This is a genomic window from Dyella sp. OK004 (assembly GCF_900114495.1).
In the GTDB taxonomy this organism is placed as follows: Bacteria; Pseudomonadota; Gammaproteobacteria; order Xanthomonadales; family Rhodanobacteraceae; genus Dyella_D.
In genome coordinates this window covers 742,273-768,617 of the sequence record NZ_FOZI01000002.1, presented here as the reverse complement: position 1 = coordinate 768,617, position 26,345 = coordinate 742,273, and the positions used below count along the sequence as shown (strand labels likewise).

Sequence of the window (26,345 nt, the reverse complement as noted above, 5' to 3'; positions counted from 1 at the left end):
GTCCCTGATGAAGCGCACTATCTCCTCGATTGCCCTTGCGGTCGGCCTGCTGGTCGGCAGCACCACGGTCATGGCTTCGGAAGAGGGCGGTCTGCCTTCCGCCGGCACCAACGTGAGCGACAAGGCTTCCCTGCAGCGTGGCGCCAAGTTGTTCTTCAACTATTGCGTCGGCTGCCACTCGCTGAAGTACGCCCGCTACTCGCGCATCGCCGAGGACCTCGGCCTGAGCGAGAAGGACGTGATGGACAACCTGAACTTCACGGGTGCCAAGTTCGGTGAGCCGGTGATCTCGCATATGCCGGAAGAGTCCGCCGCGACTTTCTTCGGCAAGGCGCCGCCAGACCTGTCGCTGGAAGTGCGCGCCAAGGGTGCGGACTGGGTCTACGGCTACCTCAACTCGTTCTACCTCGACCCGACCCGCCCAGTGGGCTGGAACAACACGGTGTTCCCGAACGCCTCCATGCCGAACCCCCTATGGGAACTGCAGGGGCTTCAGGTCGCTGATATGAAGAAGGTCGATGGCGACGAAGTGGTTGAGAAGCTTGAGTTGGCCCGTCCAGGCAAGCTCACGCCGGCGCAGTTCCAGCAGGCGACCCGCGACCTCACCAGCTTCCTGGAGTATGTTGCGGAGCCGGCGGCCCTGCAGCGTCAGCGCTACGGCATCTGGGTGCTGTTGTTCCTGGCCGGCTTTTCGCTGCTGGCGTACGCGCTCAAGAAGGAATATTGGAAGGACGTCCACTAAGACGTCGCTCCGTGGCCAGCAGGCGGCGGCTTCATGCCGCCGTCTGCGCATAGTCGATGGGGAGGCAGCGCATGGTTCAAAGCGCACGTTCGCGGTCCGTACTCACTCTGTACTCCACTGCCGATGACATCCAGTGTCACCGCACGCGACTGGTGCTGGCGGCCAAAGGGGTCAGCTATGAGCGGGTGCTGGTCGATCCGAGCAAGCCACCGGAAGACCTGATCGATCTGAATCCTTACGGCACCACGCCTACTCTAGTCGACCGTGACCTCACGCTCTACGGCACCTCGGTGGTCTGCGAGTATCTCGACGAGCGTTATCCCCACCCGCCGTTGATGCCGATCGATCCGCTGTCGCGCGCGCGCCTGCGTTTGGCGACTCTGCGGATCGAGCTGGATTGGTTGCCCGAGGTTGATACCATCCGTGCCGGTGGCCGCCCGGCGGATGCGGCACGCAAGCGTTTGCGCGAGCACTTGCTGGCTTCGCTGCCGTTGTTCAAGGCATCCAAGTTCTTCTTGAATCCTGAGATGAGCCTGGCCGATTGCCTGGTGTCGCCGGTGGTGTGGCGTCTACCCTGGCTGGGGGTGGAGTTGGGGCGTGAGGGCAAGCCGATCCTCGACTATGGCGAGCGCTTGTTCCACAGCCAGGGTTTTGCGCGCAGTATGACGGCCGAAGAAAAGGCCATGCGATCTTGAGGTCGCCTTAGGAAGTATGAGTAATAACGATCAACACGTTCCGATGAGTTCCAATCGCCCGTACTTGCTGCGGGCGATCTACGACTGGATCACCGACAACAACCTCACACCCTACGTGCTGGTGGATGCCGCGCGCGAAGGCGTGCGGGTGCCGCCGCAAGTGGTGAAGAATGGCCAGGTGGTGCTCAACCTGGCCATGCGCGCGGTGGCCAATCTGGATCTCGGCAACGAGTGGATCAGTTTTCAGGCGCGCTTTTCCGGCGTCAGCCATTCGATCCTGATTCCAGTGCAGGCCGTGCTGGCTTTGTATGCGCAGGAAAATGGGCAGGGCATGATGTTTCCGGCCGACGAAGGCGGTGACACGCCGCCGCCCACACCGGAGCCGCCGAACGATACGCCGCCATCCGATGGCGACGATGCCGGAGAGAAGCCGCGCCGTGGCGCGCCGTTCCTGCGCGTGGTGAAGTAATCGCGGATACCCCGTCGCCGCCTCAGTGAAGGCGGCGATCGCTGTTTCGGTCGTGACTCAATCCGCGTAAGGGAACCACATTGCTGGTGCCATGAGGCGCGCTGCCCGGCTCGGGAATGCGTGTTTCGATGGTGGGCAGGCTAAGTCCGGTCAGCCGCCGCTCGACTAGCCACATACGCCCTGGTTCGCGATCATTGCCGTCGATGCTCACTTCGAAGGTGTAGCTGCGTTCGAACACGTGTCGTCCGTCGAGGCGACGCAAACGCAAGCTGCGCAAACCGACCGTTTCGTCGAGCAGCTGCAGGCCATGCCGTTCGCATTGACGGCGCGCCTCGGCCATGGCCAGTTCGCGGGCGCGGCTGAGCTTCAGCCACAGGCCAATCACGCCAAGCAGCAGCAACAGCCAGATCATGTCGGAGAACTTGCCCATGCCTGCAGTGTGTGGGCGGCAGGCAGGCGCCGCAAGGCTCTCAGCGCAGTTGCAAGCGCAACGAGAGATCGACGGCCTGCACGTGCTTGGTCAGGGCGCCCACCGATATGAAATCCACGCCGGTACGGGCGTACTCGCCGATGGTATGGAGGTCGACATTGCCCGAGACCTCCAGTGGCACACGGCCGGCGGTGATGCCAACGGCCTCACGCATCAGCGGTGGCGTGAAGTTGTCGAGCATGATGCGGTCCACGCCCGCGTCCAGTGCTTGTTGCAGTTCGTCGAGATTCTCGACTTCCACTTCCAGCAGCAGCTTGGGGTGCAGCCGGCGCGCGGCCTCCACCGCGGCGGCGATGCCGCCGGCGGCGATGATGTGGTTTTCTTTGACCAGGATGGCGTCGTACAGGCCGACGCGATGGTTGTGGCCACCGCCACAACGCACGGCGTATTTCTGCGCGATGCGCAGGCCGGGTACGGTCTTGCGCGTATCCAGCACTTTCACGGCAGTGCCCGCGACTGCGCTTACATAGGCGGCAGTTGCGGTAGCCGTACCGGACAGCAGTTGCAGAAAATTGAGGGCGGAGCGTTCGGCGCTCACCATGGCGCGCGCCATGCCTTCGAGGCGACAGATCACTGCGCCGGCCGTGGCACGGTCACCATCGCCAAGCTGCCAATCGATGTGGATGCTGGGATCCAGGCGGCGGAAGCAGGCGTCGAACCAGGCGCTGCCGGCAATCACCGCGTCTTCGCGGCAAGTCAGCGTGGCGCTGGCCCGCGCATCGGCGGTAAGCAGTTCGGCGGTGGCATCACCCGCGCCGATGTCTTCGGCAAAGGCGCGTTCAATATCCGCCTGGACCTGCGCGGTCGGCGGTGGGGCAAGCGGCTGCAAAGAAGTCATTCGATGTCGGAGGCGGAGGCCGTCGCTGGTTGGCTCAGTCTGCCGACAATGGCATCCAGCGCGCGATCAAACAAGGCGGTGGATTCCAATACGCGCGCACGTCCGGCGGCGAGCTCGATGGCCAGTTCATGCGGGGAGTAATCCGCGACCTTGAGGCCGCGACGATTGACGAACAGATAGCGGCCGCTCATCGGGCTGATCCACGAGAGCTTGGCGCGCTCCAGGGTGTCGCCTTCGGTAACAAACTCGAGCCAGATGCCCGGCTTCAGTTCACCCACCATGCGCAGCTCCGGTGTGTCTTCGACGGGCTCGGGCGGAGGTTCGATGGCATCCAGCGCAGCTTCGCTCTCGGCGATCGGCTGGATGCTCTCCGGAATCGGTAGCGTGGCCGCAGCTTCGGCTGCCTGTACTTCCGCCGCCGGCACAGATTCACCGAGCTGATGGCGGTAATAGGTATGCAGCTGCGCCAGCAGACGCTCGATGTCGTTTTCCTGGAAGGCAACATTGGCCAAGCCGCGGCGCAGCGAGCGTTCGATGCCGGGCAGCATCTGCCGCAGCGTACGACGCTCCTCGATGCTACGAGCCGGACGGGTGCTATCGATGAAGTCATTGACGAAACGCAACGCGTCGCGAAACTCAGATGACTCCTCACCCTGGCGCAGAATGGTGAGCACCATGTAGTTCGCCCATGCGCGCGACAGGATGCCGTGGATCAGCGGCGGCAGTGAGTGATCGCCAATGCGAGTGAGGATTTCGCGTGCGGCGCGACGGCGCGCCTGTTCCAGCTTCTCGCGGCCGCGGGTGGATTCGGCCACACGCTGCTCGGCCAGTTCGGCACGGCGACGGCTCTGATCCTGGAAATCCTGCAACTCAATATTGAGCCGCTCGAAGATGCTCAGGTCGTCGTCGAATTCTTGCAGCAAGCTGTCGACGACCGACTTCACCTTGTCGTGCAGGCGATGATCGCGATCGGACTCGGCCGACCAGCCCTTCGCGGCATCCGCCAGGCTGTCGAGCAGGCGGCGAGCCGGATGCTGGCGATGGGCAAACAGACGACGGTCGAGAATGGCGGCCTTGAGGTAAGGAATCTGCAAGCGCGCCAGCATGACCTGCATTTCCGTCGGCAGGTTGCGGTCTTCAAGGATGAACTCGAACAGCATGCCGACCAGGTCGATGGTGTCTTCGTCCATGGTGGCCACTTGGCCAGGACGCTCACCACGCAGCGAACCGATCTGCGAGAGCAACTGCTCCTTGAGATGTGCCACTTCCTGCAGCACGCTGGCGGTGGACTGGCTGCCGCGCAGAGGCAGGGGGCTGCCGATGGTGGCGGCCTGGCTTTGCAGCACGCTGAGCGCACCGATCAGCTCATTAACTGTGGGCACTTGCAGCGGCCCGCCGATCGGGAGGTTCTCCGGCAGGTCACCGCGGCGAGCACTGAACAGCGTGCGCAGTGTCTGCAGCAGTTCCGCGGAAGCACCGCCATCGTCCGGCAGTACGCCCGGCAATGCCTGGGCAACAGCTTCACCACCGATACCAGCGCTGCCGGGTGCTGCACTCGGCTGGCGCAGCACTTCGTGGCGGAGTTGCGGCAGCACGCCGGCACGAACCAGTTCGGCGTTGATTTCCTGATACAGCTCGTCCAGCGAGGCGAGCACATAGCGGTCGAACAGCTTGTAGATGATCAGCTTGACGCGCATCTCGGCGGAGAGCTCGCGCATCGCCTGGCGGAAAGCCTGGGTGAGCGCGGCCGGTGCGACCGGATTGTTCGCGTCATCGATACGGGTGCCGCCGTAGATCACCGACAGGCGCTGGTTCACCGCGAACAGGTCGCGGGTCAGGCGCGTTTCGTTCTTGCCGATCATGCTGGTGATCGCGAGCGATTCTTCCAGCTCGTTATCGGCGACCAGGGTCAGTTCGACCGAGCCGATGGGCAAGGGCACGCCGCTGGCGGTCTGGCGTTGCTGTGATGCGAAATCGGCGATACCGCGCGTCACGGTACTCAGGAACGTGCGCTCCACCGCTGGCCTGCGCTTGCGTACCTCGCGCATGCCGTCGAAGTAGTGCATCTGCGCGGCATTGTTCTCGGCCTTCTCGGCCAGATCGAACAGCGCGTCGTCGACATGTTCGAACATGCCGTTGACCAGCAACTGCAGACGCCGCGAGGCGATATCACGGACCGTATTCAAGAGCGCGCCCCCGCGCTCGCTGGACGGATCCAGGCGCTGACTCAGGCTGACGATATTGGAAGGCTCACTGGCGTCTTTCATCGCCACACCCCTGAAGTGTCCATCGCGCGATGGCGGCCTACAGGCCGCATGGCACAAACGATACGCGAAAATCCGTGGTCATGTCATGCGCGGGTTGGCATACGCCGCATCCTGTGAACCGCATCAAATTGCGGTCCGGGTCGGCCTGGCTCAGGCGGCGGCCGGGAAGTCGCGCAGCTGGGGGGTGCCTATACCTTCTTCGGGCAGCATCACCGGGATGCCGTCGTCGATGCGGTAGATCACCTTACGGTCGATGGTGATCAGGCCTTCGGTGAGCGGGGTGCGCACCGGGGTGCCGGCGACGGTGTCGACCTGGCCCTGGCCGATGGCGGTATTTAATGCCTCGAGTTCGCTCTTGCCGAGTAACCGTACCGGGGTCTTGCTGACCGGGCAGCAGAGGATGTCGAGCAGGCGCTTGTCCATGGGTCGCAGGGTCGTGTGATAACGCGGAAAGTCCGTACAATATCCCCTTTTGGATGGCCGAACCATGACTTCGACTGCCAAGCTGCCACGCGTTGGCGTAGTGATGGGCTCCCGCTCGGATTGGGAGACCATGGAACATGCGGCCAGCGTGCTGACCGAGTTGGGCGTGCCGCACGAAGTGCAGGTGGTCTCGGCCCATCGCACCCCCGACCTGCTGTTCCGCTATGCCGAAGAAGCAGTGGCGCGCGGTATCCAGGTGATCATCGCCGGCGCCGGTGGCGCGGCCCACCTGCCGGGCATGCTCGCAGCCAAGACTCGCCTGCCGGTGTTCGGCGTGCCGGTGCAGTCCAAGGCACTCAATGGCATGGACTCGCTGCTGTCGATCGCGCAGATGCCGGCCGGTATTCCGGTGGGTACCCTGGCCATCGGCCGCGCCGGTGCAGTGAACGCGGGGCTGCTTGCCACCGCCGTGCTGGCGTTGAACGACCCGGCTCTGGCGGCGGCGCTCGACGCTTATCGCACCCATCAGACCCAGACCGTTCTGGATAATCCGGACCCGCGCTCGTGACCTCACGTCGTCAACCTGTGCTGGGCATCCTTGGCGGCGGCCAGTTGGCGCGCATGCTGGCCCTGGCGGCGGCTCCGCTCGGGGTGAAAACATTGGTGGTCGATAGCGCGGCCGATGCCTGCGCAGGCCAGGTCGCCACGCTGATTACCGCGGACTGGACCGACTATGTCGCGCTGGAAGCTTTTGCGCGTCAGGTCGATGTGGTCACCTTCGATTTCGAGAACGTGCCGGCCGAGACTGCTCACTGGCTGGCGCAGCGCGTGGCGGTGTTTCCTGCGCCGCGTGCGCTGGCCGTGGCGCAGGATCGCCTGGCCGAGAAAACCCTGTTCCGCGATTGCGGTCTTGGCACGCCAGAGTTCATGGCGATCGATACGCGGGCCGACCTGGACCGCGCGCTGTCGACCATCGGCGCACCGGCCATTCTCAAGACCCGCCGGCTCGGTTACGACGGCAAGGGCCAGTTCCGTTTGCGCAGCCTCGCGGATGCTGATGCGGCCTGGGCGGCCCTCGGCGCGCAGGCGTCCGCCCATGGCCTGATCCTGGAAGCCTTCGTGCCGTTCGAGCGCGAGCTGTCGGTGATTGCTGTGCGCAGTAGGGATGGCGACTTCCGCACCTGGCCCCTGACCCAGAACTGGCATACCGACGGCGTGCTGTCGTTGAGCCTGGCACCCGCACCGGACGTCGGCACCTTGCAGGAGCGCGCCACTCAGTTGGCTCGCACGCTGGCCGAGCGTCTGGAGTATGTCGGCGTGTTCGCCCTGGAGCTGTTCGTGAAGGATGGTCAGCTGCTCGGCAACGAGATGGCCCCGCGCGTGCACAACTCAGGTCACTGGACCATCGAGGGTGCCATCACCAGCCAGTTTGAGAACCACGTGCGTGCCGTGCTGGGCATGCCGTTGGGCGATACCGCAGCGCGTGGTTTGTCCGCCATGTTCAATTGGATCGGCGAGCTGCCGGACGCCGCGCCGGTGTTGTCCGCCGTCGACGCGCATTGGCATGACTACGGCAAGCAGCCGCGGCCGGGGCGCAAGGTAGGTCATGCGACGGTTTGCGCGGTCAATGCGAAACAGATGGTGGAGCGCCTGGGCGGCATGGCTCATGCGCTTGGCCGCGATCAACAGGTGGACCCGGCAGTACGCGAGCTCGGCTGAAGAGACAGGGCTCCTACATGGGCAAAGAAAAAGGCGGCGCCATTGAATGGCGCCGCCTTTTTTTGTCTACGTAGGGATCAGGCCAGGTTCTTGGCCGCGAAGTCCCAGTTCACCAGCGCCCAGAACGCCTCGAGATACTTCGGGCGGAGGTTGCGGTAGTCGATGTAGTACGCGTGTTCCCACACATCGCAGGTCAGCAGCGGCTTGTCGCTTCCAGTGATCGGCGTGGCAGCGTTAGAGGTGTTGACGATGCCCAGCGAACCATCGGGACGCTGCACCAGCCAGGTCCAGCCCGAGCCGAAGTTGCCCACGGCGGACTTGGTGAATTCCTCTTTGAACTTCTCGAACGAGCCGAAGGCCTTGTTGATGGCGTCCGCCAGCTTGCCGCTGGGCTCGTTGCCGCCCTTCGGGCTGAGCGAGTTCCAATAGAAAGTGTGGTTCCAGACCTGGGCGGCGTTGTTGAACACGCCACCGGAGGACTTCTTGATGATGTCTTCCAGCGCGGCGTTCTCGAACTCCGTGCCCTTGATCAGGTTGTTGAGGTTGGTCACATAGGCCTGGTGATGCTTGCCATAGTGATAATCCAGCGTTTCCTCAGAGATATGCGGCGCGAGCGCGCTCTTTTCAAAAGGCAGGGCGGGGAGTTCGATCGCCATGTGATGGCTCCTGTGGCGGTTGGCTAAGGGGGAGTCGGGCCGGCGCGACCGCGAACGGTGGCCGATGCACGACTGATACACTACCGATCTGCCTGCATTGTAATGATGAAAACCCGAGCTATGGACGTTAACGAGCGAATCAAGGCCGTGCTGGCCGAGCACCCCATCGTGCTTTTCATGAAGGGCACGCCGCAATTCCCCATGTGCGGCTTTTCCAGCCGCGCTGCGGAGGCATTGAAAGAGGCGGGCGCGGACTTCCATGCGGTGAACGTACTTGCCGATCCGGAAGTGCGTGCCGCGCTGCCGCACTATGCGAACTGGCCGACCTTCCCGCAGCTGTTCATCCAGGGCGAGCTGATTGGTGGTTGCGACATCGTTGAAGACCTGAAGGCGTCCGGTGAATTGGCGCGCATGGTGGTCGACGTGGGCGGGGCAGCCCAGGCATGACGCTGGCCCGTTCGTTTCTGCCCGCCGGCTGGGTGCCGGCCGAAGGCTCGCTGTCGGGTCGCGTGGTGTTGGTCACCGGTGCCTACGGCGGCCTCGGTAGTGCGGTGGCGCGTGCGGCTTCACGTGCCGGCGCCACCGTGGTGATCACCGGCAAGCGCAAGCGCCAATTGGAGCAGCTGTATGACGCCATGGTGGCCGAACAGCTTCCCGAGCCGGTGATCCATCCGCTCGATATGGAAATCGCCACGCCAAACGATTACCTCAACATGGCCGAAGGGTTGGAGCGCGATTTTGGCCGTCTGGATGGCATTGTGCATGCGGCGGTGAGTTTCAACGGACTGGTGCCGCTGGCAATGCACAAGCCGGACGACTGGCTGCGCGCGTTGCACGTGAATGTGTCGGCGCCATTCGCCCTGACCCAGGCTTGCATGCCGCTGCTGACGCAGGCAGCCGATAGCTCCGTGGTGTTCGTGCTTGACGATCCGGAGCGAGTAAGTAAGGCGCATTGGGGCGGCTATGGCGTGTCCAAGGCCGCGCTGGAGCGCTTCGCCGAAATCCTGCATCAGGAGACCGAGAGCAGTCCGTTGCGCGTGCATGCCTTGTTGCCAGCACCGATGCGCACCGCGCTGCGTCGCGAGGCGTACTTCGGCGAGGACACTAGCAAGCAGCCGTTGCCGGATGCCACGGCGGAAGCCGCTGTCTACCTACTCGGCCCACAGGCTGTCGCGGCGCGTGGCACCGCGCTTGATCTGCGCAGTGACTGAGCGCACCGTGCACGCCAATCGCTCTATGCGCGCCACAAGGGGCTGAGATGGAAGCGCAGATGACCACGCTGTCGGCGGCGATCCTGCTGTTCCTGATCATGGACCCGCTCGGCAACATCCCGATCTTCCTGAGCCTACTCAAGGATGTGGCGCCGAAGCGCCGCCGTTATGTGATGGTGCGCGAGTTGCTGATCGCACTCGGCGTGCTGCTCGGTTTCCTGATGGGTGGGCAGCTCATCCTGAAGTTGCTGCAGCTGCGGCAAGAGTCGATCAGCATCGCCGGTGGCATCGTGCTATTCCTGATCGGCATCCGCATGGTGTTCCCGCCAGCGGATGGTGGCGGGATCTTTGGCAAGCCGGGCGAAGGCGAGCCTTTTATCGTGCCGATGGCCATTCCTGGTGTGGCCGGCCCTTCGGCAATGGCGGCGTTGCTACTGCTGACCAATACGCAGCCGGGTCGTACGGCAGATTGGGCCATCGCGTTGCTTGGCGCGTGGCTGGCTACGGCTGTGATCCTGCTGTGTTCGACTTATTTGTTCCGCTGGTTAGGTGAAAGCGTTCTCACCGCACTTGAGAGAGTGATGGGTATGCTGTTGATCGCCTTGTCGGTACAGATGTTCCTCGGCGGCGTGGCCGCTTACTTGCATCTGGCTGTTTGAAACGTCGCTGCGCGTAGGGCAAGCGTTGGCTTGCCCTTTGCCGATCACCTTGCTGTCATAATCCACAGCCAGCATGGGCGAAAGCATAAGGAGACGATCATGCTAAGTGTCGAACAGACCCTCAATGAACGTCTGCCATGGCTGGCTCAGCATCCTGGCATCATGCGTCCCGTGGCGGGCATGTTGGGGCGGCTTGTGGATGAGGATGGTTTCAATCGCGTCCTCACCGCGGTAGGCGACGTTGAAGGTTTCGACTTCGTCGAGCGGGCGCTCGACGTGCTGGGGGCTAGCTACTACGTCAATCCTCGCGAGCGCGAGAACATCCCTGTCGAGGGTGGCGTGCTGATCGTGGCCAATCATCCCTTGGGGATGGTCGACGCGCTGGCGCTGCTTCAGTTGGTGGGTTCAGTGCGCAGCGATGTGCGTCTGCTGGCGAACGATTGGCTGGCTTCGATTCCCCAGTTGAATCGCGTGCTGCTGCACGTGGATGTGTTTGGCAAGGGCGCCGCTTCGCGCATGCGTGCAATCTACCGTGCGCTCGACAACGGCGAAGCGTTGATCCTGTTCCCGGCGGGCGAGGTGTCACGCGTGCGTGCCGACGGTGTGCGCGATGGTCGTTGGTCCGATGGTTTCGCGCGCCTGGCTTTGCGCAGCAAAACGCCGGTGCTGCCGATCCATGTCGCCGCGCGCAATTCCGCGATGTTCTATGGCCTGTCGATGCTGGCCAAACCGCTCAGCACGGCCATGCTGCCGCGCGAAGCGGTGGCGCCAATCAAGCGCCGCATCGGTTTCAGCGTCGGTGCGTTGATCGGTGCCGAAGAACTGGAGCAGCGCAGCGGCGGTTCGACCGAGCAGGTCGCAAAGCTGATGCGCCGGCATATCTATCGAGTTGGTCGCCGTCGCGGTCTGATCTTCGGCGGTCAGGCGCCGCTGGCGCATCCCGAGCCGACCGAGCGTGTCGTCGCCGAGTTGGCGATGCATGCGGAGAAGCTGGCCGATCTCAATGACGGCAAGCAGGTCATGCTGTTCAAAGGTGCTGTCGATAGCGTGGTGTTGCGCGAGATTGGCCGTCTGCGCGAGTTGACCTTCCGCAAGGTCGGCGAGGGCACCGGCGCGCGTCGCGACCTGGATGCTTACGACCCTCACTACGAGCATCTCGTGCTATGGGATCCCAAGGCGTTGCGCATCGTGGGTTCCTACCGGTTCGGTCACGGCGGTCGCCTGATTGGCGAGCGTGGCATGGCCGGTCTCTATACCTCCAGCTTGTTCAACTATTCGCCGGCACTGGAATCGCGCTTGGCGCAGGGACTTGAGCTGGGTCGCAGTTTCATCGCACCGGCCTACTGGCGCTCTCGCGCGCTGGATCAGCTATGGCAGGGCATTGGCCTGTATCTGCAACGACATCCTGATCTGCGCTATATGTTCGGCCCGGTCAGCATGTCGGTAAGTCTGCCGCGCGAAGCGCGCGAGTGGATCGCTGCCGCGCATCAGCATTACTTCGGCGCACCGGGCCTGGCGGCGGCGCGTCAGCCGTTCGTGATCTCCCCGGCGGTGATCGACGTGGTGCGCCATGCACTGGAAGGACTCGATTCCACGGCAGGCCTGGGCAAGCTCAAGCACCACCTGGATGCGCTCGGCGTCAGCCTGCCGGTGCTGTATCGCCAGTACGTCGACCTGGTCGATCCCGAGGGCGTGCAATTCCTCGATTTCGGCGAGGACCCCGGTTTTTCGGGTTGCGTCGATGGCCTGGTGATGCTCGACCTGGCCACCCTGAAGCCGGCCAAGCGTGCGCGCTATCTCGGTAAGGCCTAGGCACATTTCCTATCCCATCCTTAGGATCGGGCTGGTAGCCTGAGTTAACTTCCTGGCGATCCATTAGGGGTGGGTGGCCAGGAAGTTGAGGTGGGGAGGAGTCTACCTCTGGTTTCAAGTGATTGTTTTCGCGTCACTTGTCTAGCGAGCCACTTCAAGGCACTCGACTGGGTAGAGATAAAAACGACGTGAATTCGTCATAGAACTGTCTTACACTATCGTTAAAGTCCGCTTAACACTTTGTTGGCAGGCGGGGCGGTCTCGCCGCTTAGTAAGCTCGGACCAAGCAAGAACATTCCGGGGAAATCAAAACAGAGCTTTCGATGAATGCCTGGCATGAGCCGGGCATCGCCATGTTTGATTCCCGATTCGTAAATATTTTCGTTGCGCGCCCAAGGGGTTAATCACAGTGAATAGCCGAATTCGTGCCAAAGTCCTGCCGTTTGCCATCGCGTCCATGCTGGCCATGTCGGTACCCGCCATCGCCCAGGACACCTCGTCCTCCATCAGTGGCCGCGTGCTTGATGCCAGTGGTCAGCCGGTAGCCGGCGCCACCGTGCAGATCGTGCATGAGCCGTCGGGCACCACCAAGACCACCACCACCGACTCCAACGGTCGCTACGCTGCGCAAGGTTTGCGCGTGGGCGGCCCGTTCGACGTGAAGGTGTCGAAGGACGGTCAGCTGGCGACCGAGCAGGACAATGTCTACCTGCAGCTGGCGCAGGACACGGCGGTCAATCTGACCGTGGGTGCTACGGCACAAGCCGCGCAGAACCTGTCGGGCGTGACAGTGTCTGCGAGCGCTTTGTCGCAGACCTTTACCCCGGATAACAAGGGTCTCAGCACGAACGTTTCGCGTCGTGAAATCGAAGCCACCCCGACCCCGGGTCGCTCGATCCAGAACATCGTTCGTCTTGATCCCCGCATCGTGATCAGCGATCGCGATCGCGGCGAGATCTCGGCCGTTGGCCAGAACAGCCGCTACAACAACATCACGGTCGACTCAGTCAGCGCGAACGATCCGTTCGGCCTCAATGCGAACGGCCTGCCGACGCTCGGCACACCGATTTCGCAGGACACGATCGAGGAATACAACATCTCGACCGCCAACTATGACGTGGCCACCCGTCGTGGCGTCGGTGCGATCGTCAATGCGGTGACCAAGAGCGGCACCAACGATTTCCACGGTTCGACCTATTACGCGTTCCAAAACCGCGACGCCATGATCGCCGACTACAACGGCCAGCCCTACGGCGGCTACCGTCGTACCTGGACGGCCGGCGCTACCGTCGGTGGTCCGATCATCAAGGACAAGCTGTTCTTCTTCGCTTCGTATGAAAAGAGCAAGCAGATCGGCCCGTCGAGCCAGTACGGCGTGCAGGGTTCGGGCGCGACCACCGAAATCCGTGGCCTGACCCAGCAGAACGTCAACGACATCGTCAATGCAGCACGCGCCAAGGGTTTTGGTGATGTCGGCGGTGTGGGCGGCGGCAGCTCGGACCTGCAGGACAAGCGTTACCTGGCCAAGATCGACTGGAACATCTCGAACAGCCATCGTGCCAGCTTTACCTACAGTCAGACCAAGGAAAACAAGCCGATCATCACAGGCAGCAACAACGTGCTCGTGCTGTCGAGCGGCTGGTACAAGACCAGCGTCGATAACAAGAGCTACGCGCTGCATTTCTACGATGACTGGTCCGACATCTTCTCGACCGACACCACCTTGTCGTACGCGGATTTCAATCAGGTGCGTGGCCCGTACAACGGCCAGAACATGCCTGACGTTTCCGTGTGCCTGAACTCCACCTCCGGTTGTACCAGCACCTCCAGCTCGCCGGGCGTCGAGTTCGGTACCGAGTACTCCAGCCAGGCCAACATCCTGCGCGTGAAGACTTTGAATGCAGCTTTCGCCGGTACGTTCTATCTGGGTGAGCACACCGTCAAGTTCGGCGCGGACTTTGAGCGCGGCAAGTACTACAACCTGTTCCTGCAGAACGCGTTCGGTAGCTACCAGTTCAACTCAATCAGCGACTTCGTCAACGGCAAGTACAACCTGTACCGCCTGAATGCGCCTGCGGCGGGTCTGGGTCTGGGCGACGTGGCTGCCAATTTCGAATTGAAGCAGTACGGCCTGTTCCTGCAGGACACCTGGCAGGTCAACAATAATCTGTCTGTGCAGTACGGTTTCCGCGTCGATATCCCGATGACCAGCGACAAGCCGCTGTTCAATCCGTGCTACTCGGCTCCGGTCGGCCAGGCCATCACGGCCAGCAATTGCGTGTCGGCGACGGGTGGCTTCGGTCGTCGCAACGACTACACGATCAACGGCAACCGTCAGGTGCAGCCGCGTGTGTCGTTCAACTACACCTTCGACACCGAGCACATGACGCAGCTGCGTGGTGGCGCGGGTCTGTTCATTTCGAATCCGCCGAGCGTGTGGCTGGGCAACATCTACCAGAATTCCGGTATCACCCAGGTGCAGTTCGCTTGCGGCCCGAACTCGGCTGCTTCGGCCGCCTGTAAGCCGGGTAGCGCGGGCTATCCCGTTTTCAGCAGCGACGCCGCTCACCAGAACGCCGGCTCAGCCCCGATCCCGGGCGCCCGGGGCGCACAGATGGCCGTCAGCACGGTCGACGATGGCTTCCAACTGCCGAGCGTGTGGAAGATGTCGCTGGGCTTCGATAAAGAGCTGCCGTGGTATGGCCTCGTGTTCACCGCTGACTACGAGCACCTCAAGACCCGCAATGCGATCTGGTATCAGAACCTGAATATCGGTGCTCCGACGGGTGTGCTGCCGGATGGCCGCAACACTTATTACCTGAACCCAAAGGGTGGTCAGACCGGCAATACCGCTCGTGCAAAATCGAACCAGGCGTTCGGTGATTCGGTGATCAACCTGGCCAACACCAGCCGTGGCAAGGCCGACAGTCTGGCCCTCTCGTTGAAGAAGTCCTTCTCCAACGACTGGTCCGCCATGGTCGGCTTCACCTGGAGCCGTGCGACCGAGGTGAACCCGGGTACGTCGAGCGTGGCTCGTTCGAACTACAGCAACAACGTGTGGGTGAACCCGAACGAGAACATCGCCAGCCCGTCGAACTACTCGGTGCCGAAGCGCGTGATCGCGTCGTTGACCTGGCAGCATCGCTTCTTTGGCGATTACGCCAGCAGCGTCAGCGCGTTCTACGACGGTCACTCGGGCGCTCCGTACAGCTGGCGCTTCGGTAACGACGCCAACGGCGACGGTTTCGTCTCGGATCTGGCCTACATCCCGCGCAAGGGCGATATCAGCTTTGCGCCGGGTACCACGCAGCAGCAGCAGGATTCGTTCTGGAAGTACATCGAGAACAACGAGTACCTGCGTGACCATCAGGGCCAGATCGCCAAGCGTAATGACACCCGCGCCCCGTGGATCAACCAGATCGACCTGAGCTTCCGTCAGGAGATCCCGGGCATCTTCAAGGGTAACAAGGGTGAGATCCGTCTCGACATCTACAACTTCGGCAACATGCTGAACAAGAAGTGGGGTGTCGATCACCGCGCGAGCTTCCCGCTGACGCGCAACCTGGCTGACTTTGCCGGCGTGGACGCCAACGGTAAGTACATCTACGACATCAGCAAGGCGGCTTATAAGGACAGTGCTGGCAACTACAGCCCGCTGCCGCTGCCGCGTGCGGATGAGCTGAACGGCCCGACTCAGCGTTGGTCCATATTGGCGACGGTTCGCTACACGTTCTAAGCCAAAGCTGTTCTCGCAAGAACGAAGGCCGGCGCCCTAGGGCGCCGGTTTTTTTATGGAAGAGGTTGACCCGCAAGGCACCCCGGAGTGAAGCTAGCCGGCCGACTCGAGCATGAGCCCGGTGTTTTGCCACGGACAACGTGGCCGAAGGAGATCCAATGAACGACGTTCAGTCCGGCAAGGCCGGCAAGTCAACCGTCAGCGCGCGCATTTCGCCCGCTGGTGGTCTGGACATTCTGTCCCGCAACGAAGTGGCGCGCCTGCGCGACGCCAGCGGTTCGGGCCTGCACGCGCTGCTGCGCCGCTGCGCGCTGGCGGTGCTGACCTCGGGCAACATCAGCGACGATCCGCGCTCGATGTTCGAGCAGTTTCCGGATTTCGATATCCAGGTGCTGCAACAAGATCGCGGCATCAAGATCGAATTGAGCCATGCACCGGCGCAAGCTTTTGTGGACGGCCAGATCATCCGCGGTATTAATGAGCTGCTGGTCGCCGTGGTGCGTGACATCGTCTACGTGTCGACGCAGCTGGAGCAGGGCGGTTTCGATCTGGACGATTCGGTGGGCCTGACCCATGCGGTGTTCGAGATCCTGCGCAATGCACGCATCCTCAAGGCGCAGATCGATCCGAATCTGGTGGTGTGCTGGGGCGGCCATTCGATTTCGCGCGACGAGTACGAGTACACCAAGCAGGTGGGCTATCAGCTGGGCCTGCGCGGCATGGATATCTGCACCGGCTGCGGCCCGGGTGCGATGAAAGGGCCGATGAAAGGCGCCACCATTGCACATGCCAAGCAGCGCCGCCGCAACAACCGCTATATCGGTGTGACCGAGCCGGGCATCATCGCGGCGGAGTCGCCGAACCCGATCGTGAATCACCTGGTGATCATGCCGGACATCGAGAAGCGCCTTGAAGCCTTCGTGCGCATCGGTCACGGCATCATCGTGTTCCCGGGCGGCGTAGGCACGGCGGAGGAGATTCTCTACCTGCTTGGCATCCTGCTGCACCCGGACAACGCAGGCATTCCGTTCCCTCTGATCTTCACCGGCCCTAAGCAGTCGGCCGCGTATTTCGAGCAGATCGATCGCTTCCTGCGCCTGACCCTGGGCGACAGCGTGGCGCAGTACTACCAGATCATCGTCGACAATCCGGCCGCCGTGGCGCATGCGATGGTGCGTGGCATCGATAAGGTACGCAATCACCGTCTGGACAATAAGGACGCCTTCTTCTTCAACTGGGCGCTCAATATTCCGCTTTCGTTCCAGATGCCGTTCCGTCCAACCCATGAGGCCATGCGCGGCCTGGCGATCCATCGCGACCGCCCACGGCATGAGCTGGCGGCGGATCTGCGTCGTGCCTTCTCCGGCATCGTCGCCGGCAATGTGAAGGAAGAAGGTGTGCGTGCCATCGAACAGTACGGCCCGTTCGATATCGACGGCCAGGCCGACATCATGCGTGCGCTGGACGAGTTGCTGCAGGCGTTCGTGGTCCAACACCGCATGAAACTACCCGGTGGCGCCGCTTACGTGCCCTGCTATCGCGTGCGCACCAGCTGAACAAATTCGGAGCATTTTCAGGGCTGTCAGTGGCTTGACAGCCCGGCATCCAATATTCAAACTACGCAGCTCACCCCGCCCGAATAGCTCAGCCGGTTAGAGCACTTGACTGTTAATCAGGGGGTCGTTGGTTCGAGTCCAACTTCGGGCGCCATAAATTCAAGGGCTTACCTCCGGGTAGGCCCTTTTTTATTTTTCCACACATTTTCTACGCCAGCGGCATGCTCATGCCGCGAAGCCGCGCCATTGCTGGGCTTCGGTGGGAAAAGGCGACTTGATCGCGAATGCTGCTGCGGCGGGCAGCGCACAAATTACAGACAAAAAAGAGCCGCCTGAATGAGGCGGCTCTTGGTCTTCGTGTGCGCTAGATGAGTGTCTGCTATGGGTCGGAAGTGGACATCCAAGATTCCACCTAGTTAGAACACAGACATCCAGTCGTGACGGTCCAGATACAGGCGTGCATCTTAGCCAGGGGCAACTGGCAATGTGGCCTCGCTGGTGTGTGCAGAAAATGGATGTATGACGATTGATGCCCAATGCGCTCGCAAAAATCGAGGGCGTCGAAAACGAATCGCAATAAATTGCGAAATTCGCAACTTGCGGCGCACTTCACCTTATTGTCATGCAACAAAGAGATACAAGGTTGCGGTCGGCCCCTTCTTGGTGTTGACGTGGAGCTAGTACTACACATTCAAATGGAGATTAGAATGAAAAAACTTGCATGCTTTATGTTCGTCGCCGGAATGACCCTGGCCGGAGGCGCGGCAGCGGATCAGCAGAATGACTTGAACGCTCGCTCGGTCAATCCTGCTAACGGTACCCAGCTGACCCCAGGGAAAATCGATGTTGCTACGGCTTTGATTACCTCACGTGATCAGTTGTTGACTCATCTGGCGGCGACGCCCACATCGCCCATCTATAGGCTCTCGCCAATTGCGCGGTCAAACTTCATCGCGTCGCTCGTCTTCACTCCTCGCGGTCTAGGTTCCTACTCTTACGTAGACTTGGCGGGGCTTTCCGTCGCGGACGCATACAGCATTTTGAGCCTGTTTGGTGCTCAGTCGACAATCAACTCAATCCCCGGGTTGAGCACTACTACGACGCTCGATCAAGCAATTAACGCTCGGTTTCATGCAAGCACCCAGTCGATCGGTGGCAAGGTCATTCCGATGTCTGACCCGCGCATTGATCACATCTGCGAAGTGCGCCCTGGCGGTTCAGGGGGCTGCGTAGAAGAAGCTGGCCATCGTTGCACCGATGGCTGCTAGTTGCTGGCTGCAGCTGGAGCGACAACAAGGTGGGCGGCTTTAACCCGCCCATCTCTCGGTTTTCAGAAGGTTGTGCTGTTGTACCAAGGAGTTGGTCACAAATGCTGCTTTACACGTTACTCGTCGTTAGCTCCGCCATCACGACCGCTGTTCATGGTCAGTCGCTGAATAACTATCAGTCGGAAGTGACAGCTATCAATGAATCGCGCAAGCTTAGCGTGAAAGAGAAGTCGGACGCTATTAACAAAATATATGAAGAAAATATACCAGCGATTCAAGGTGATTTGACCGGCCTGTCAGGCGAAGAGCTACATGAATTATTTTCGATAACAAATATCGCTTTCTTCTATTCGCAGTTCGCAAACGTGGAACGCAAAAACTCCTATATTCGAGACCTCAGAAATGATTATTTGGAGTTGATGAAAAGGGGCGTGGCCACCAACGATGAGGTGGCGACTGCCTACCGTAGGCTTATTAGCGCTCGCGCGTTTGGTGACGCCGAGAAACTGTTGCGACAGAGTGGCGCATTGGGACTTGCATCCACGCCCGTAATTAGTACATCTCCGACATTTGATGCCGCCATGCCGGCAGTTTATAGCCTCGCAAAAGACGGAAGTAGTCTAAATCTACATAATGTAAGTACCCGCCAGCATCACCTAATTGTCGTCGTTGCGCAATGTCACTTTGCGCGCGATGCGGCACTAATGATAGCCAGCGATTCCACGCTATCGAATGGATTTAAGAAAAGCAGTGTCATCTGGGTTGAAAATGCAAGTGAGCCATTGGATGTTAGTGACCTAAAGGCGTGGAATGAGCAATTTCCAGAGCATCCCCTGTCAATTGTCTATGACAATGCGACCTGGCCCTACATTGACTTCTCAATCAGTCCCACATTCTTCTTTTTCGAGGATGGGAGGCTAGTATCAAAACGTACAGGGTGGTCTCAGAAGACAAGCAGAGCTGACCTGGTAGAATCGTTGAAGTTACTTGGCGTATTGGATTGAGCGATGTGGAAAAATAAGCCACAAAACGCGTTGCCAAGCGGGCAAAACTGGCAAGCTGTGGAAAATTAAGTCGAATAACTTGCTGATCCTAATCTTTAATCGGGCTGACTGTTAATCAGGGGGTCGTTGGTTCGAGTCCAACTTCGGGCGCCATATCTGACAAGGCCTTGCAGCGATGCAAGGCCTTGTTTTTTGCGGAATCACGTCCCGCGAATTTATCCCGTCCCCGCGCATTGAGCGGCTTCATCGGCGGTCGCGTCGGCGCCGCGTACACGCCCGGCCTGCGAAACCTTCACGCTCACTACATGGCTGGGATCGCTGCGACGGCAGATCAGTACGGTGAGGTTGCTGCCGCCGGAAAAGCCGCTGGACTGGAACTGGACGTAGTGACGGCCAGTGTTGCTTTGGATGGTCAGCTGCCTGGCGGTATCCACGCGGCTGTATTGCGGTGGGCCATCCAACTGATTGGCCTGGTCTCCCCGGAACCCGACCAGCCAGCCGCCATCCCACGAGGCTTCGTCGCTGCAATGCGTGCCGTCCCGCGTGGGGCAGGCCACGGTGCGGCGGCCGGTCTGCGCGGCCAGTGCGCGGGCCTGCTGCAGCGAGGCGATCAGGCTGGTCTGCGCCGTGCGTACTTCGTGGCGGGCCAGCAGGCGTCGCAACGAAGGCAGGGCGACGCAGGTCAGGATGGAGGCGATGACCACCACCATGATCTGCTCGATCAGCGTGGTGCCTCGATGTTGGAGGCGGATGGGATTCAAGGCGGTGCTCCTGCGTGGGCAGGAGACTGATGGTAGGTAGCGTCCGCGGCGTTGCCTGCAAGAGTGCGCGGTTCTACGGTGTGAGGCTCTGCTGACACGTCCTGTCAGCAGGGGCAATTTAAAATGCCCTTACGCGACCGCATGTGGACTGCCATGACTGACCGCTTCGAGCTCGTTTCCCCCTATAAGCCCGCTGGTGACCAGCCGCAGGCCATTGAGCGCCTGACCGAAGGTTTCGAGGCGGGTCTCGCCGCGCAGACCCTGCTTGGGGTGACCGGCTCCGGTAAGACCTTCACGATCGCCAATGTGATCGAGAAGATCCAGCGGCCGACCATTGTGCTGGCGCCCAACAAGACGCTGGCCGCACAGCTGTACGGTGAGTTCAAAGAGTTCTTCCCGCACAACGCGGTGGAGTACTTCGTCAGCTACTACGACTACTACCAGCCGGAAGCCTATGTGGTGGCTTCGGACACCTTCATCGAGAAGGATGCTTCGATCAACGAGCACATCGAGCAGATGCGTTTGGCCGCGACCAAGGCGCTGCTGTCGCGCAAAGATTCGTTGATCGTCGCCACCGTGTCGGCGATCTACGGGTTGGGCGATCCGGAAGACTATCTGTCGCTGCGGCTGATCCTGGCGCGCGGCGAGCATATTGAGCAGCGCGCACTGATCCGCCAGCTGACCGAATTGCAGTATTCGCGCAACGAATTGGAATTGAAGCGCGGTACGTATCGCGTGCGCGGCGAGATCATCGATGTGTTTCCGGCCGAATCGGAAACCGAGGCGCTGCGCATCGAGCTGTTCGATGGCGAGGTGGAGAATCTCTCGCTGTTCGATCCACTCACCGGCGAGACCATCCGCAAGGTACCGCGCTACACCGTTTATCCACGCACGCACTACGCCAGTACGCGCGAGAGCGTGCTCAACGCGATCGAGACGGTCAAGGTCGAGCTGAAGGATCGCCTGGAGCAGTTGTACAAGGACAACAAGCTGGTCGAGGCGCAGCGCCTGGATCAGCGCACCCGCTTCGATGTGGAAATGATGGCTGAGGTCGGCTACTGCCAGGGCATCGAGAACTACTCGCGCCATCTGACGCGTCGTGGTCCCGGCGAGCCGCCGCCGACACTGTTCGATTATTTGCCGCCGGATGCCTTGCTGGTGGTCGACGAATCTCATGTGACCGTGCCGCAGCTAGGCGCCATGTACAAAGGCGACCGTTCGCGCAAAGAGACGCTGGTGGAGTTCGGCTTCCGCCTGCCATCAGCGATGGACAACCGGCCTCTGAAGTTCGAGGAATGGGAGCGCCGCGCGCCGCGTTCGATCTATGTCTCGGCGACGCCGCGCGACTATGAATTGCAGAAGTCCGGTGACGCCGTGGTCGAGCTGGTAGTGCGCCCCACCGGCCTGATCGATCCGGAAGTGGAGGTGCGTCCAGTACGCACCCAGGTCGACGACCTGCTTGGCGAAGTCCACAAGCGCGTGGCGATGGGCGATCGCGTGCTGGTTACCACACTCACCAAGCGCATGGCCGAAAACCTCACCGAATACCTCGGCGAGCACAACATCAAGGTGCGTTACCTGCACTCGGACATCGAGACGGTGGAGCGTGTGGAGATCATCCGCGACCTGCGCCTGGGCGAGTTCGACGTGCTGGTCGGCATCAACCTGCTGCGCGAAGGTCTGGATATGCCGGAGGTGTCATTAGTGGCGATCCTCGATGCCGACAAGGAAGGCTTCCTGCGGTCCACCGGTTCGTTGATCCAGACCATCGGCCGCGCGGCGCGTAACGTACGCGGCAAGGCCATCTTGTATGCGGACAACATCACGCGCTCGATGCGGGCGGCGATGGATGAGACGGCGCGTCGTCGCGAGAAGCAGGTGGTCTACAACGAAGCGCACGGCATCACGCCGCAATCGGTGGTGCGCCGTATCGCCGACATCATGGAGGGCGCGCGCAGCGAGGGCGGGTCTCGTGGCCGCGGTGCCAAGGGGGCGAGGGGCAGGGCGGTGGCCGAGCAGGGCGCCGATTACGCCGCGCTCAGTGCGGATCAGGCCAGCGCTATGATCAAGCGGCTGGAGGCGCAGATGTACAAACATGCCGAAAATCTGGAGTTCGAGAACGCCGCCCGGCTGCGCGACCAGATCCACCAATTGCGGGAGAAGGCCTTGCGCTGAGCGGCTGCGGAGCCGGCGGGGGAGTTGTCGAGGGATGGGGGCTCACGTATACTACGCGGCTCGCACGGCATGCCGGCGCGAGCTTCGGGCGGTTAGCTCAGCGGTAGAGCACTACCTTGACATGGTAGGGGTCACAAGTTCGATCCTTGTACCGCCCACCAATACCGTACGAAACGGCGCGGCCCCAGGGTCGCGCCGTTTTTGTTTGTGAATTTCAGGAGTCAGCGATGACCTATCTGTGGATCAAGAGCCTGCATCTGTTGTTCGTGATGGCCTGGGTCGCGTCAATTTTCTATCTGCCGCGCATTCTGGTGAATATCGCCGAGGCCGGCGCCGAGCCAGCAACAAAGGCCCGGCTGGAGTTGATGGGACTGCGCTTGTACAAGTTCGGCCACAGCATGTTCGGCATGGCGCTCCTGTTCGGCCTGACCCTGTGGCAGGGCTGGCGTCTGTTCCCGGGCACGCTGCCGAATTTCGGTGAAGCAGGCTGGCTGCACGCCAAGCTGAGTCTGGTCGTGTTGTTGTTGGTCTACTACATCTGGACCGGGCGGCTGGTGAAACGTAGCGCCAAGGGCGGCGCGCTGCCGTCGGCGCGTACGCTGCGCTTGCTCAATGAGCTACCGGTGTTTGTGCTGCTCGGCGTGATTTTCCTGGTGATCGCCAAGCCGTTCTGACGGAAGGGCTCAGCGGAGGCCGTGGTATTCGCGATACCAGGCCACGAAGCGCTTTACGCCTTCTTCGATGGACGTGCTGGGTGCGTAACCGACGTCCCGGCGCAAGGCGGAGACGTCGGCCCAGGTGTCGGGCACGTCGCCGGGTTGCATCGGCAGCAGGCGTTTTTCCACGGTGCGGCCGAGGTTCTGCTCCATCAGCTCGATAAAGCGCAGCAGCTGCACCGGCTGGTCGTTGCCGATGTTGTAGACGCGGTACGGCGCGTTTGAGGTGCCGGGATTGGGTTGCTCGGCGTTGTAGCCGGGATCGGGTTGGGCTGGGTGGTCCAGCGTGCGGATCACGCCCTCGACAATGTCGTCGATATAGGTGAAGTCGCGGCTGTGGTTGCCGAAGTTGAACACATCGATGGGCTCGCCCTTGCTGATGCGATCGGCGAACAGCATGGGTGACATGTCCGGTCGGCCCCAGGGGCCGTACACGGTGAAGAAGCGCAGGCCGGTGGTCGGCAGGCCGAACAGGTGGCTATAGGTGTGTGCCATCAGCTCGTTGGCTTTTTTGCTAGCGGCGTACAGGCTAACCGGGTGGTCCACTGGGTCTTCCACCGCGAACGGCAACTTGCGGTTGGCGCCATAGACTGAGCTGGATGACGCATAGACCAGATGCTCGACCTGGTGATGGCGGCAGGCTTCCAGGATGTTGGTGAAGCCGACCAGGTTGCTCTGCACGTAAGCCTGCGGATTCTTCAGCGAATAGCGCACGCCGGCCTGTGCCGCGAGGTTGACTACGCGCTGCGGCTTGAAGGTCTCGAAGGCCTGGTTGATTGCCACAGCGTCTGCGAGATCGGCGCGCAGGTGGGTGTAGGCCGGATGCTGGTTGAAGCGGGCCAGGCGCGCTTCCTTCAACGATGGGTCGTAGTAGTCGTTGTGGTTGTCGATGCCATAGACCTCGTCGCCACGGGCCAGCAAACGTTCGGTGAGGGCGGCGCCGACGAAGCCGGCTGTTCCGGTGACGAGGATGCGCATCGGGTGTCCAGGATCGGGGTAGCGCGCCATTCTATCGTCGGCGGCGGGAAAGGCATTCGGAATGCGCTGAATTGACAGCAGGTCATGGGCTAAACTAGCTTTCTGCGACCCCATCCGAGAGACAAGGTGGCCCGCGTCAAAGCGCCGGCCGAGTGTGCGACATGGCAACTACCACCTCCAAACGCTGATCTCGCCACGCCTTGTGCTTCCAAGAGGGCGCGCGGCGCCCTTTTTTTGTTTTCAGAGAAACGTTTCCATGATCGAAATCACGCTACCCGACGGCAGCAAGCGTCCCTTCGACCACTCCGTCACCGTACAGGAGGTGGCTGCCTCCATTGGCGCCGGCCTGGCCAAGGCCACCCTGGCCGGCAAGGTAGACGGCAAGCTGGTGGATGCCAGCTTCCCGATTGACCACAACGCCAGCCTCGAGATCGTCACAGAGAAGAGTCCGGAGGCGCTGGAAATTCTGCGCCATTCCACTGCGCATCTGCTGGCGCAGGCTGTGCAGCGCTTGTACCCCGGCGCGCAGGTAACCATCGGTCCGGTGATCGACAACGGTTTCTATTACGACTTCGCCTACGAGCGCCCCTTCACGCCGGACGATCTGGTGAAGATCGAGGCGGAGATGGAGAAGATCGTGAAGGAGCAGCTGCCGGTGACGCGCAGCGTGAAGTCGCGCGACGAGGCAGTGAATTTCTTCCGTGGCATCGGCGAGGAGTACAAGGCAGAGATCATCGAGAGCATTCCCTCGAACGAAGAGCTGTCGCTGTATACGCAAGGCGAGTTCACCGATCTCTGCCGCGGCCCGCACGTGCCTAACACCGGCAAGTTGCGCGCATTCAAGCTGATGAAAGTGGCTGGGGCGTATTGGCGTGGTGATTCCAACAACGCGATGCTGACGCGCGTGTATGGCACCGCGTGGCTCAACGACAAGGATCTCAAGGCCTATCTGCATCAGCTCGAAGAGGCTGAGAAGCGCGACCACCGCAAGATCGGTAAGGCGCTGGATCTGTTCCATCAGCAGGAAGAAGCGCCGGGCATGGTGTTCTGGCATCCGAACGGCTGGGCCATCTGGCAGGTGGTGGAGCAGTATGTGCGCGGCGTGTATCGCAGCAGCGGTTACCAGGAGGTGCGCGGTCCGCAGATCATGGACGTGAGCCTGTGGAAGAAGTCCGGTCATTGGGACAACTACCAGGAAAACATGTTCTTCACCGAGTCGGAGAAGCGCACCTATGCGCTGAAGCCGATGAACTGCCCGGGCCACGTGCAGATCTACAACACCAACCTGCACAGCTACCGCGATCTGCCGGTGCGCTACGGCGAGTTCGGCGGCTGCCATCGCAATGAGCCTTCCGGCGCATTGCACGGCATCATGCGCGTGCGTGCTTTCACGCAGGACGATGGCCACATCTTCTGCACCGAAGCACAGATCGAGCCAGAGGTGACGGCGTTCCATCAGCAGGCCATGAAGGTCTACGGTGATTTCGGCTTCGACGATATCGCGTTGAAGATTGCCCTGCGTCCAGACAAGCGCATCGGCAGCGATGAGGTATGGGATCGTGCCGAGGACGCGCTGCGCGCCGCCTTGCGTTCGGCGGGGGTCGAATGGGAGGAGCTGCCAGGCGAGGGCGCCTTCTACGGCCCCAAGATCGAGTACCACATGAAGGACTCCATCGGCCGTGCATGGCAGGTTGGCACCATGCAGGTGGATTTCATGATGCCCGAGCGCCTGGGGGCCGAGTACGTGGACGAACACAGCCAGCGCAAGCATCCGGTCATGCTGCACCGGGCTATCGTGGGCTCCATGGAGCGCTTCATTGGCATCCTGATCGAGCACCACGCCGGCAACCTGCCACCCTGGCTGGCGCCAGTGCAGGCCTCAGTGTTCAGCATTACGGACGCCCAGTCCGACTATGTCCGCCAGGTCACGCAAACCCTTGTCGATAAAGGCTTCCGGGTTCAGGCCGATTTGCGCAATGAGAAGGTCGGCTATAAAATCAGGGAACATACGTTGCAGAAAGTCCCTTACCTGCTGGTGGTCGGTGATCGCGAGAAGGAGTCTGGGGGCGTTTCCGTACGTACCCGTTCCGGTGAAGACCTGGGCAGCATGCCGCTGGCAGGCTTCATCGAACGCCTGGAAACTGAGACTCGGCGCTAAGCGCATGGCCGG

Annotated in this window: 23 protein-coding genes and 2 tRNA genes; 18 read left to right on the top strand and 7 right to left on the bottom strand. The window is 61.4% G+C overall.

Annotation, left to right across the window (positions count from 1 at the left end; all coding sequences use genetic code 11):
* Positions 1-7 precede the first annotated feature (7 nt).
* From BM338_RS10155 to BM338_RS10145, 3 genes are all read left to right on the top strand, one after another.
* The gene (locus tag BM338_RS10155; RefSeq protein ID WP_090450759.1) at positions 8-742 is read left to right on the top strand and encodes a cytochrome c1; all 735 of its coding nucleotides are present in this window, start codon (positions 8-10) and stop codon (positions 740-742) included.
* 71 nt (positions 743-813) lie between these two features.
* Positions 814-1,437, top strand: coding sequence for a glutathione S-transferase N-terminal domain-containing protein (locus BM338_RS10150; RefSeq protein WP_090450758.1), 624 nt, complete (start codon positions 814-816; stop codon positions 1,435-1,437).
* 43 nt (positions 1,438-1,480) lie between these two features.
* Positions 1,481-1,906 carry a ClpXP protease specificity-enhancing factor gene (locus BM338_RS10145; protein ID WP_090450757.1) on the top strand — a complete coding sequence of 142 codons (426 nt, stop codon included), beginning with the start codon at positions 1,481-1,483 and terminating at the stop codon, positions 1,904-1,906.
* 22 nt (positions 1,907-1,928) lie between these two features.
* On the opposite strand, the gene BM338_RS10140 is transcribed toward BM338_RS10145, so the two are convergent.
* From BM338_RS10140 to BM338_RS10125, 4 genes are all read right to left on the bottom strand, one after another.
* A complete protein-coding gene (locus BM338_RS10140; RefSeq protein WP_090450756.1) occupies positions 1,929-2,336 on the bottom strand; it encodes a DUF3301 domain-containing protein in 408 nt (135 codons plus the stop codon).
* Between the two features lie 40 nt (positions 2,337-2,376).
* Entirely contained in the window at positions 2,377-3,234 is an 858-nt protein-coding gene (gene nadC, locus BM338_RS10135; protein ID WP_090450755.1) for a carboxylating nicotinate-nucleotide diphosphorylase, read from the bottom strand.
* The gene (locus BM338_RS10130) at positions 3,231-5,501 is read right to left on the bottom strand and encodes a DUF1631 domain-containing protein (RefSeq protein ID WP_090450754.1); all 2,271 of its coding nucleotides are present in this window, start codon (positions 5,499-5,501) and stop codon (positions 3,231-3,233) included. Before BM338_RS10130 ends, nadC begins: the two co-directional genes overlap by 4 nt.
* A 150-nt stretch (positions 5,502-5,651) precedes the next feature.
* Positions 5,652-5,924, bottom strand: coding sequence for a Trm112 family protein (locus BM338_RS10125; RefSeq protein WP_090450753.1), 273 nt, complete (start codon positions 5,922-5,924; stop codon positions 5,652-5,654).
* Between the two features lie 64 nt (positions 5,925-5,988).
* On the opposite strand from BM338_RS10125, the gene purE reads away from it, so the two are divergent.
* Entirely contained in the window at positions 5,989-6,492 is a 504-nt protein-coding gene (gene purE, locus BM338_RS10120; RefSeq protein WP_090450752.1) for a 5-(carboxyamino)imidazole ribonucleotide mutase, read from the top strand.
* On the top strand, positions 6,489-7,643 hold the full coding sequence (locus BM338_RS10115; RefSeq protein ID WP_090450751.1) for a 5-(carboxyamino)imidazole ribonucleotide synthase: 1,155 nt from the start codon (positions 6,489-6,491) through the stop codon (positions 7,641-7,643). Before purE ends, BM338_RS10115 begins: the two co-directional genes overlap by 4 nt.
* Positions 7,644-7,720: 77 nt before the next feature.
* Here BM338_RS10115 and sodB read toward each other — a convergent pair whose 3' ends face one another.
* Positions 7,721-8,299: a superoxide dismutase [Fe] gene (sodB, locus tag BM338_RS10110; RefSeq protein WP_090450750.1), complete on the bottom strand. Its 579-nt coding sequence runs from the start codon at positions 8,297-8,299 to the stop codon at positions 7,721-7,723.
* A 120-nt stretch (positions 8,300-8,419) separates the two neighbouring features.
* Between sodB and grxD the strand changes: the two genes are divergently transcribed.
* From grxD to BM338_RS10065, 9 genes are all read left to right on the top strand, one after another.
* The gene (gene grxD, locus BM338_RS10105) at positions 8,420-8,746 is read left to right on the top strand and encodes a Grx4 family monothiol glutaredoxin (protein WP_090450749.1); all 327 of its coding nucleotides are present in this window, start codon (positions 8,420-8,422) and stop codon (positions 8,744-8,746) included.
* A complete protein-coding gene (locus BM338_RS10100) occupies positions 8,743-9,510 on the top strand; it encodes an SDR family NAD(P)-dependent oxidoreductase (protein WP_090450748.1) in 768 nt (255 codons plus the stop codon). The genes grxD and BM338_RS10100 overlap by 4 nt, the downstream gene beginning before the upstream one ends.
* Before the next feature lie 59 nt (positions 9,511-9,569).
* Positions 9,570-10,169, top strand: a complete 600-nt coding sequence (locus BM338_RS10095) for a YhgN family NAAT transporter (protein ID WP_090450747.1) — start codon at positions 9,570-9,572, stop codon at positions 10,167-10,169.
* 99 nt (positions 10,170-10,268) lie between these two features.
* Positions 10,269-11,981, top strand: a complete 1,713-nt coding sequence (locus BM338_RS10090; protein WP_090450746.1) for a bifunctional ornithine lipid synthase OlsF — start codon at positions 10,269-10,271, stop codon at positions 11,979-11,981.
* 409 nt (positions 11,982-12,390) lie between these two features.
* Entirely contained in the window at positions 12,391-15,717 is a 3,327-nt protein-coding gene (locus BM338_RS10085) for a TonB-dependent receptor (protein ID WP_090450745.1), read from the top strand.
* A 158-nt stretch (positions 15,718-15,875) separates the two neighbouring features.
* Positions 15,876-17,273: a nucleotide 5'-monophosphate nucleosidase PpnN gene (gene ppnN, locus BM338_RS10080; protein WP_090450744.1), complete on the top strand. Its 1,398-nt coding sequence runs from the start codon at positions 15,876-15,878 to the stop codon at positions 17,271-17,273.
* A 77-nt stretch (positions 17,274-17,350) separates the two neighbouring features.
* Positions 17,351-17,427: transfer RNA gene (locus BM338_RS10075), tRNA-Asn, on the top strand.
* Positions 17,428-17,980: 553 nt separating this feature from the next.
* Positions 17,981-18,541: a hypothetical protein gene (locus BM338_RS10070; protein ID WP_090450743.1), complete on the top strand. Its 561-nt coding sequence runs from the start codon at positions 17,981-17,983 to the stop codon at positions 18,539-18,541.
* A 101-nt stretch (positions 18,542-18,642) separates the two neighbouring features.
* Positions 18,643-19,545, top strand: a complete 903-nt coding sequence (locus BM338_RS10065; RefSeq protein WP_090450742.1) for a hypothetical protein — start codon at positions 18,643-18,645, stop codon at positions 19,543-19,545.
* A 215-nt stretch (positions 19,546-19,760) separates the two neighbouring features.
* Here the strand turns inward: BM338_RS10065 and BM338_RS10060 are convergent, their stop codons facing one another.
* Entirely contained in the window at positions 19,761-20,306 is a 546-nt protein-coding gene (locus BM338_RS10060; protein ID WP_090450741.1) for a GspH/FimT family pseudopilin, read from the bottom strand.
* A gap of 153 nt (positions 20,307-20,459) precedes the next feature.
* Here BM338_RS10060 and uvrB point away from each other — a divergent pair, with 153 nt between their 5' ends.
* From uvrB to BM338_RS10045, 3 genes are all read left to right on the top strand, one after another.
* Complete coding sequence (gene uvrB, locus BM338_RS10055) at positions 20,460-22,481, top strand: excinuclease ABC subunit UvrB (protein WP_090450740.1); 2,022 nt, start codon at positions 20,460-20,462, stop codon at positions 22,479-22,481.
* An 86-nt stretch (positions 22,482-22,567) separates the two neighbouring features.
* Positions 22,568-22,642, top strand: a tRNA-Val gene (locus BM338_RS10050).
* Positions 22,643-22,708: 66 nt separating this feature from the next.
* Positions 22,709-23,155, top strand: coding sequence for a CopD family protein (locus BM338_RS10045; protein WP_090450739.1), 447 nt, complete (start codon positions 22,709-22,711; stop codon positions 23,153-23,155).
* A 9-nt stretch (positions 23,156-23,164) separates the two neighbouring features.
* Here the strand turns inward: BM338_RS10045 and BM338_RS10040 are convergent, their stop codons facing one another.
* Positions 23,165-24,175, bottom strand: coding sequence for an NAD-dependent epimerase (locus BM338_RS10040; RefSeq protein ID WP_090450738.1), 1,011 nt, complete (start codon positions 24,173-24,175; stop codon positions 23,165-23,167).
* Between the two features lie 256 nt (positions 24,176-24,431).
* On the opposite strand from BM338_RS10040, the gene thrS reads away from it, so the two are divergent.
* On the top strand, positions 24,432-26,333 hold the full coding sequence (thrS, locus tag BM338_RS10035) for a threonine--tRNA ligase (RefSeq protein ID WP_090450737.1): 1,902 nt from the start codon (positions 24,432-24,434) through the stop codon (positions 26,331-26,333).
* Positions 26,334-26,345: the final 12 nt, after the last annotated feature.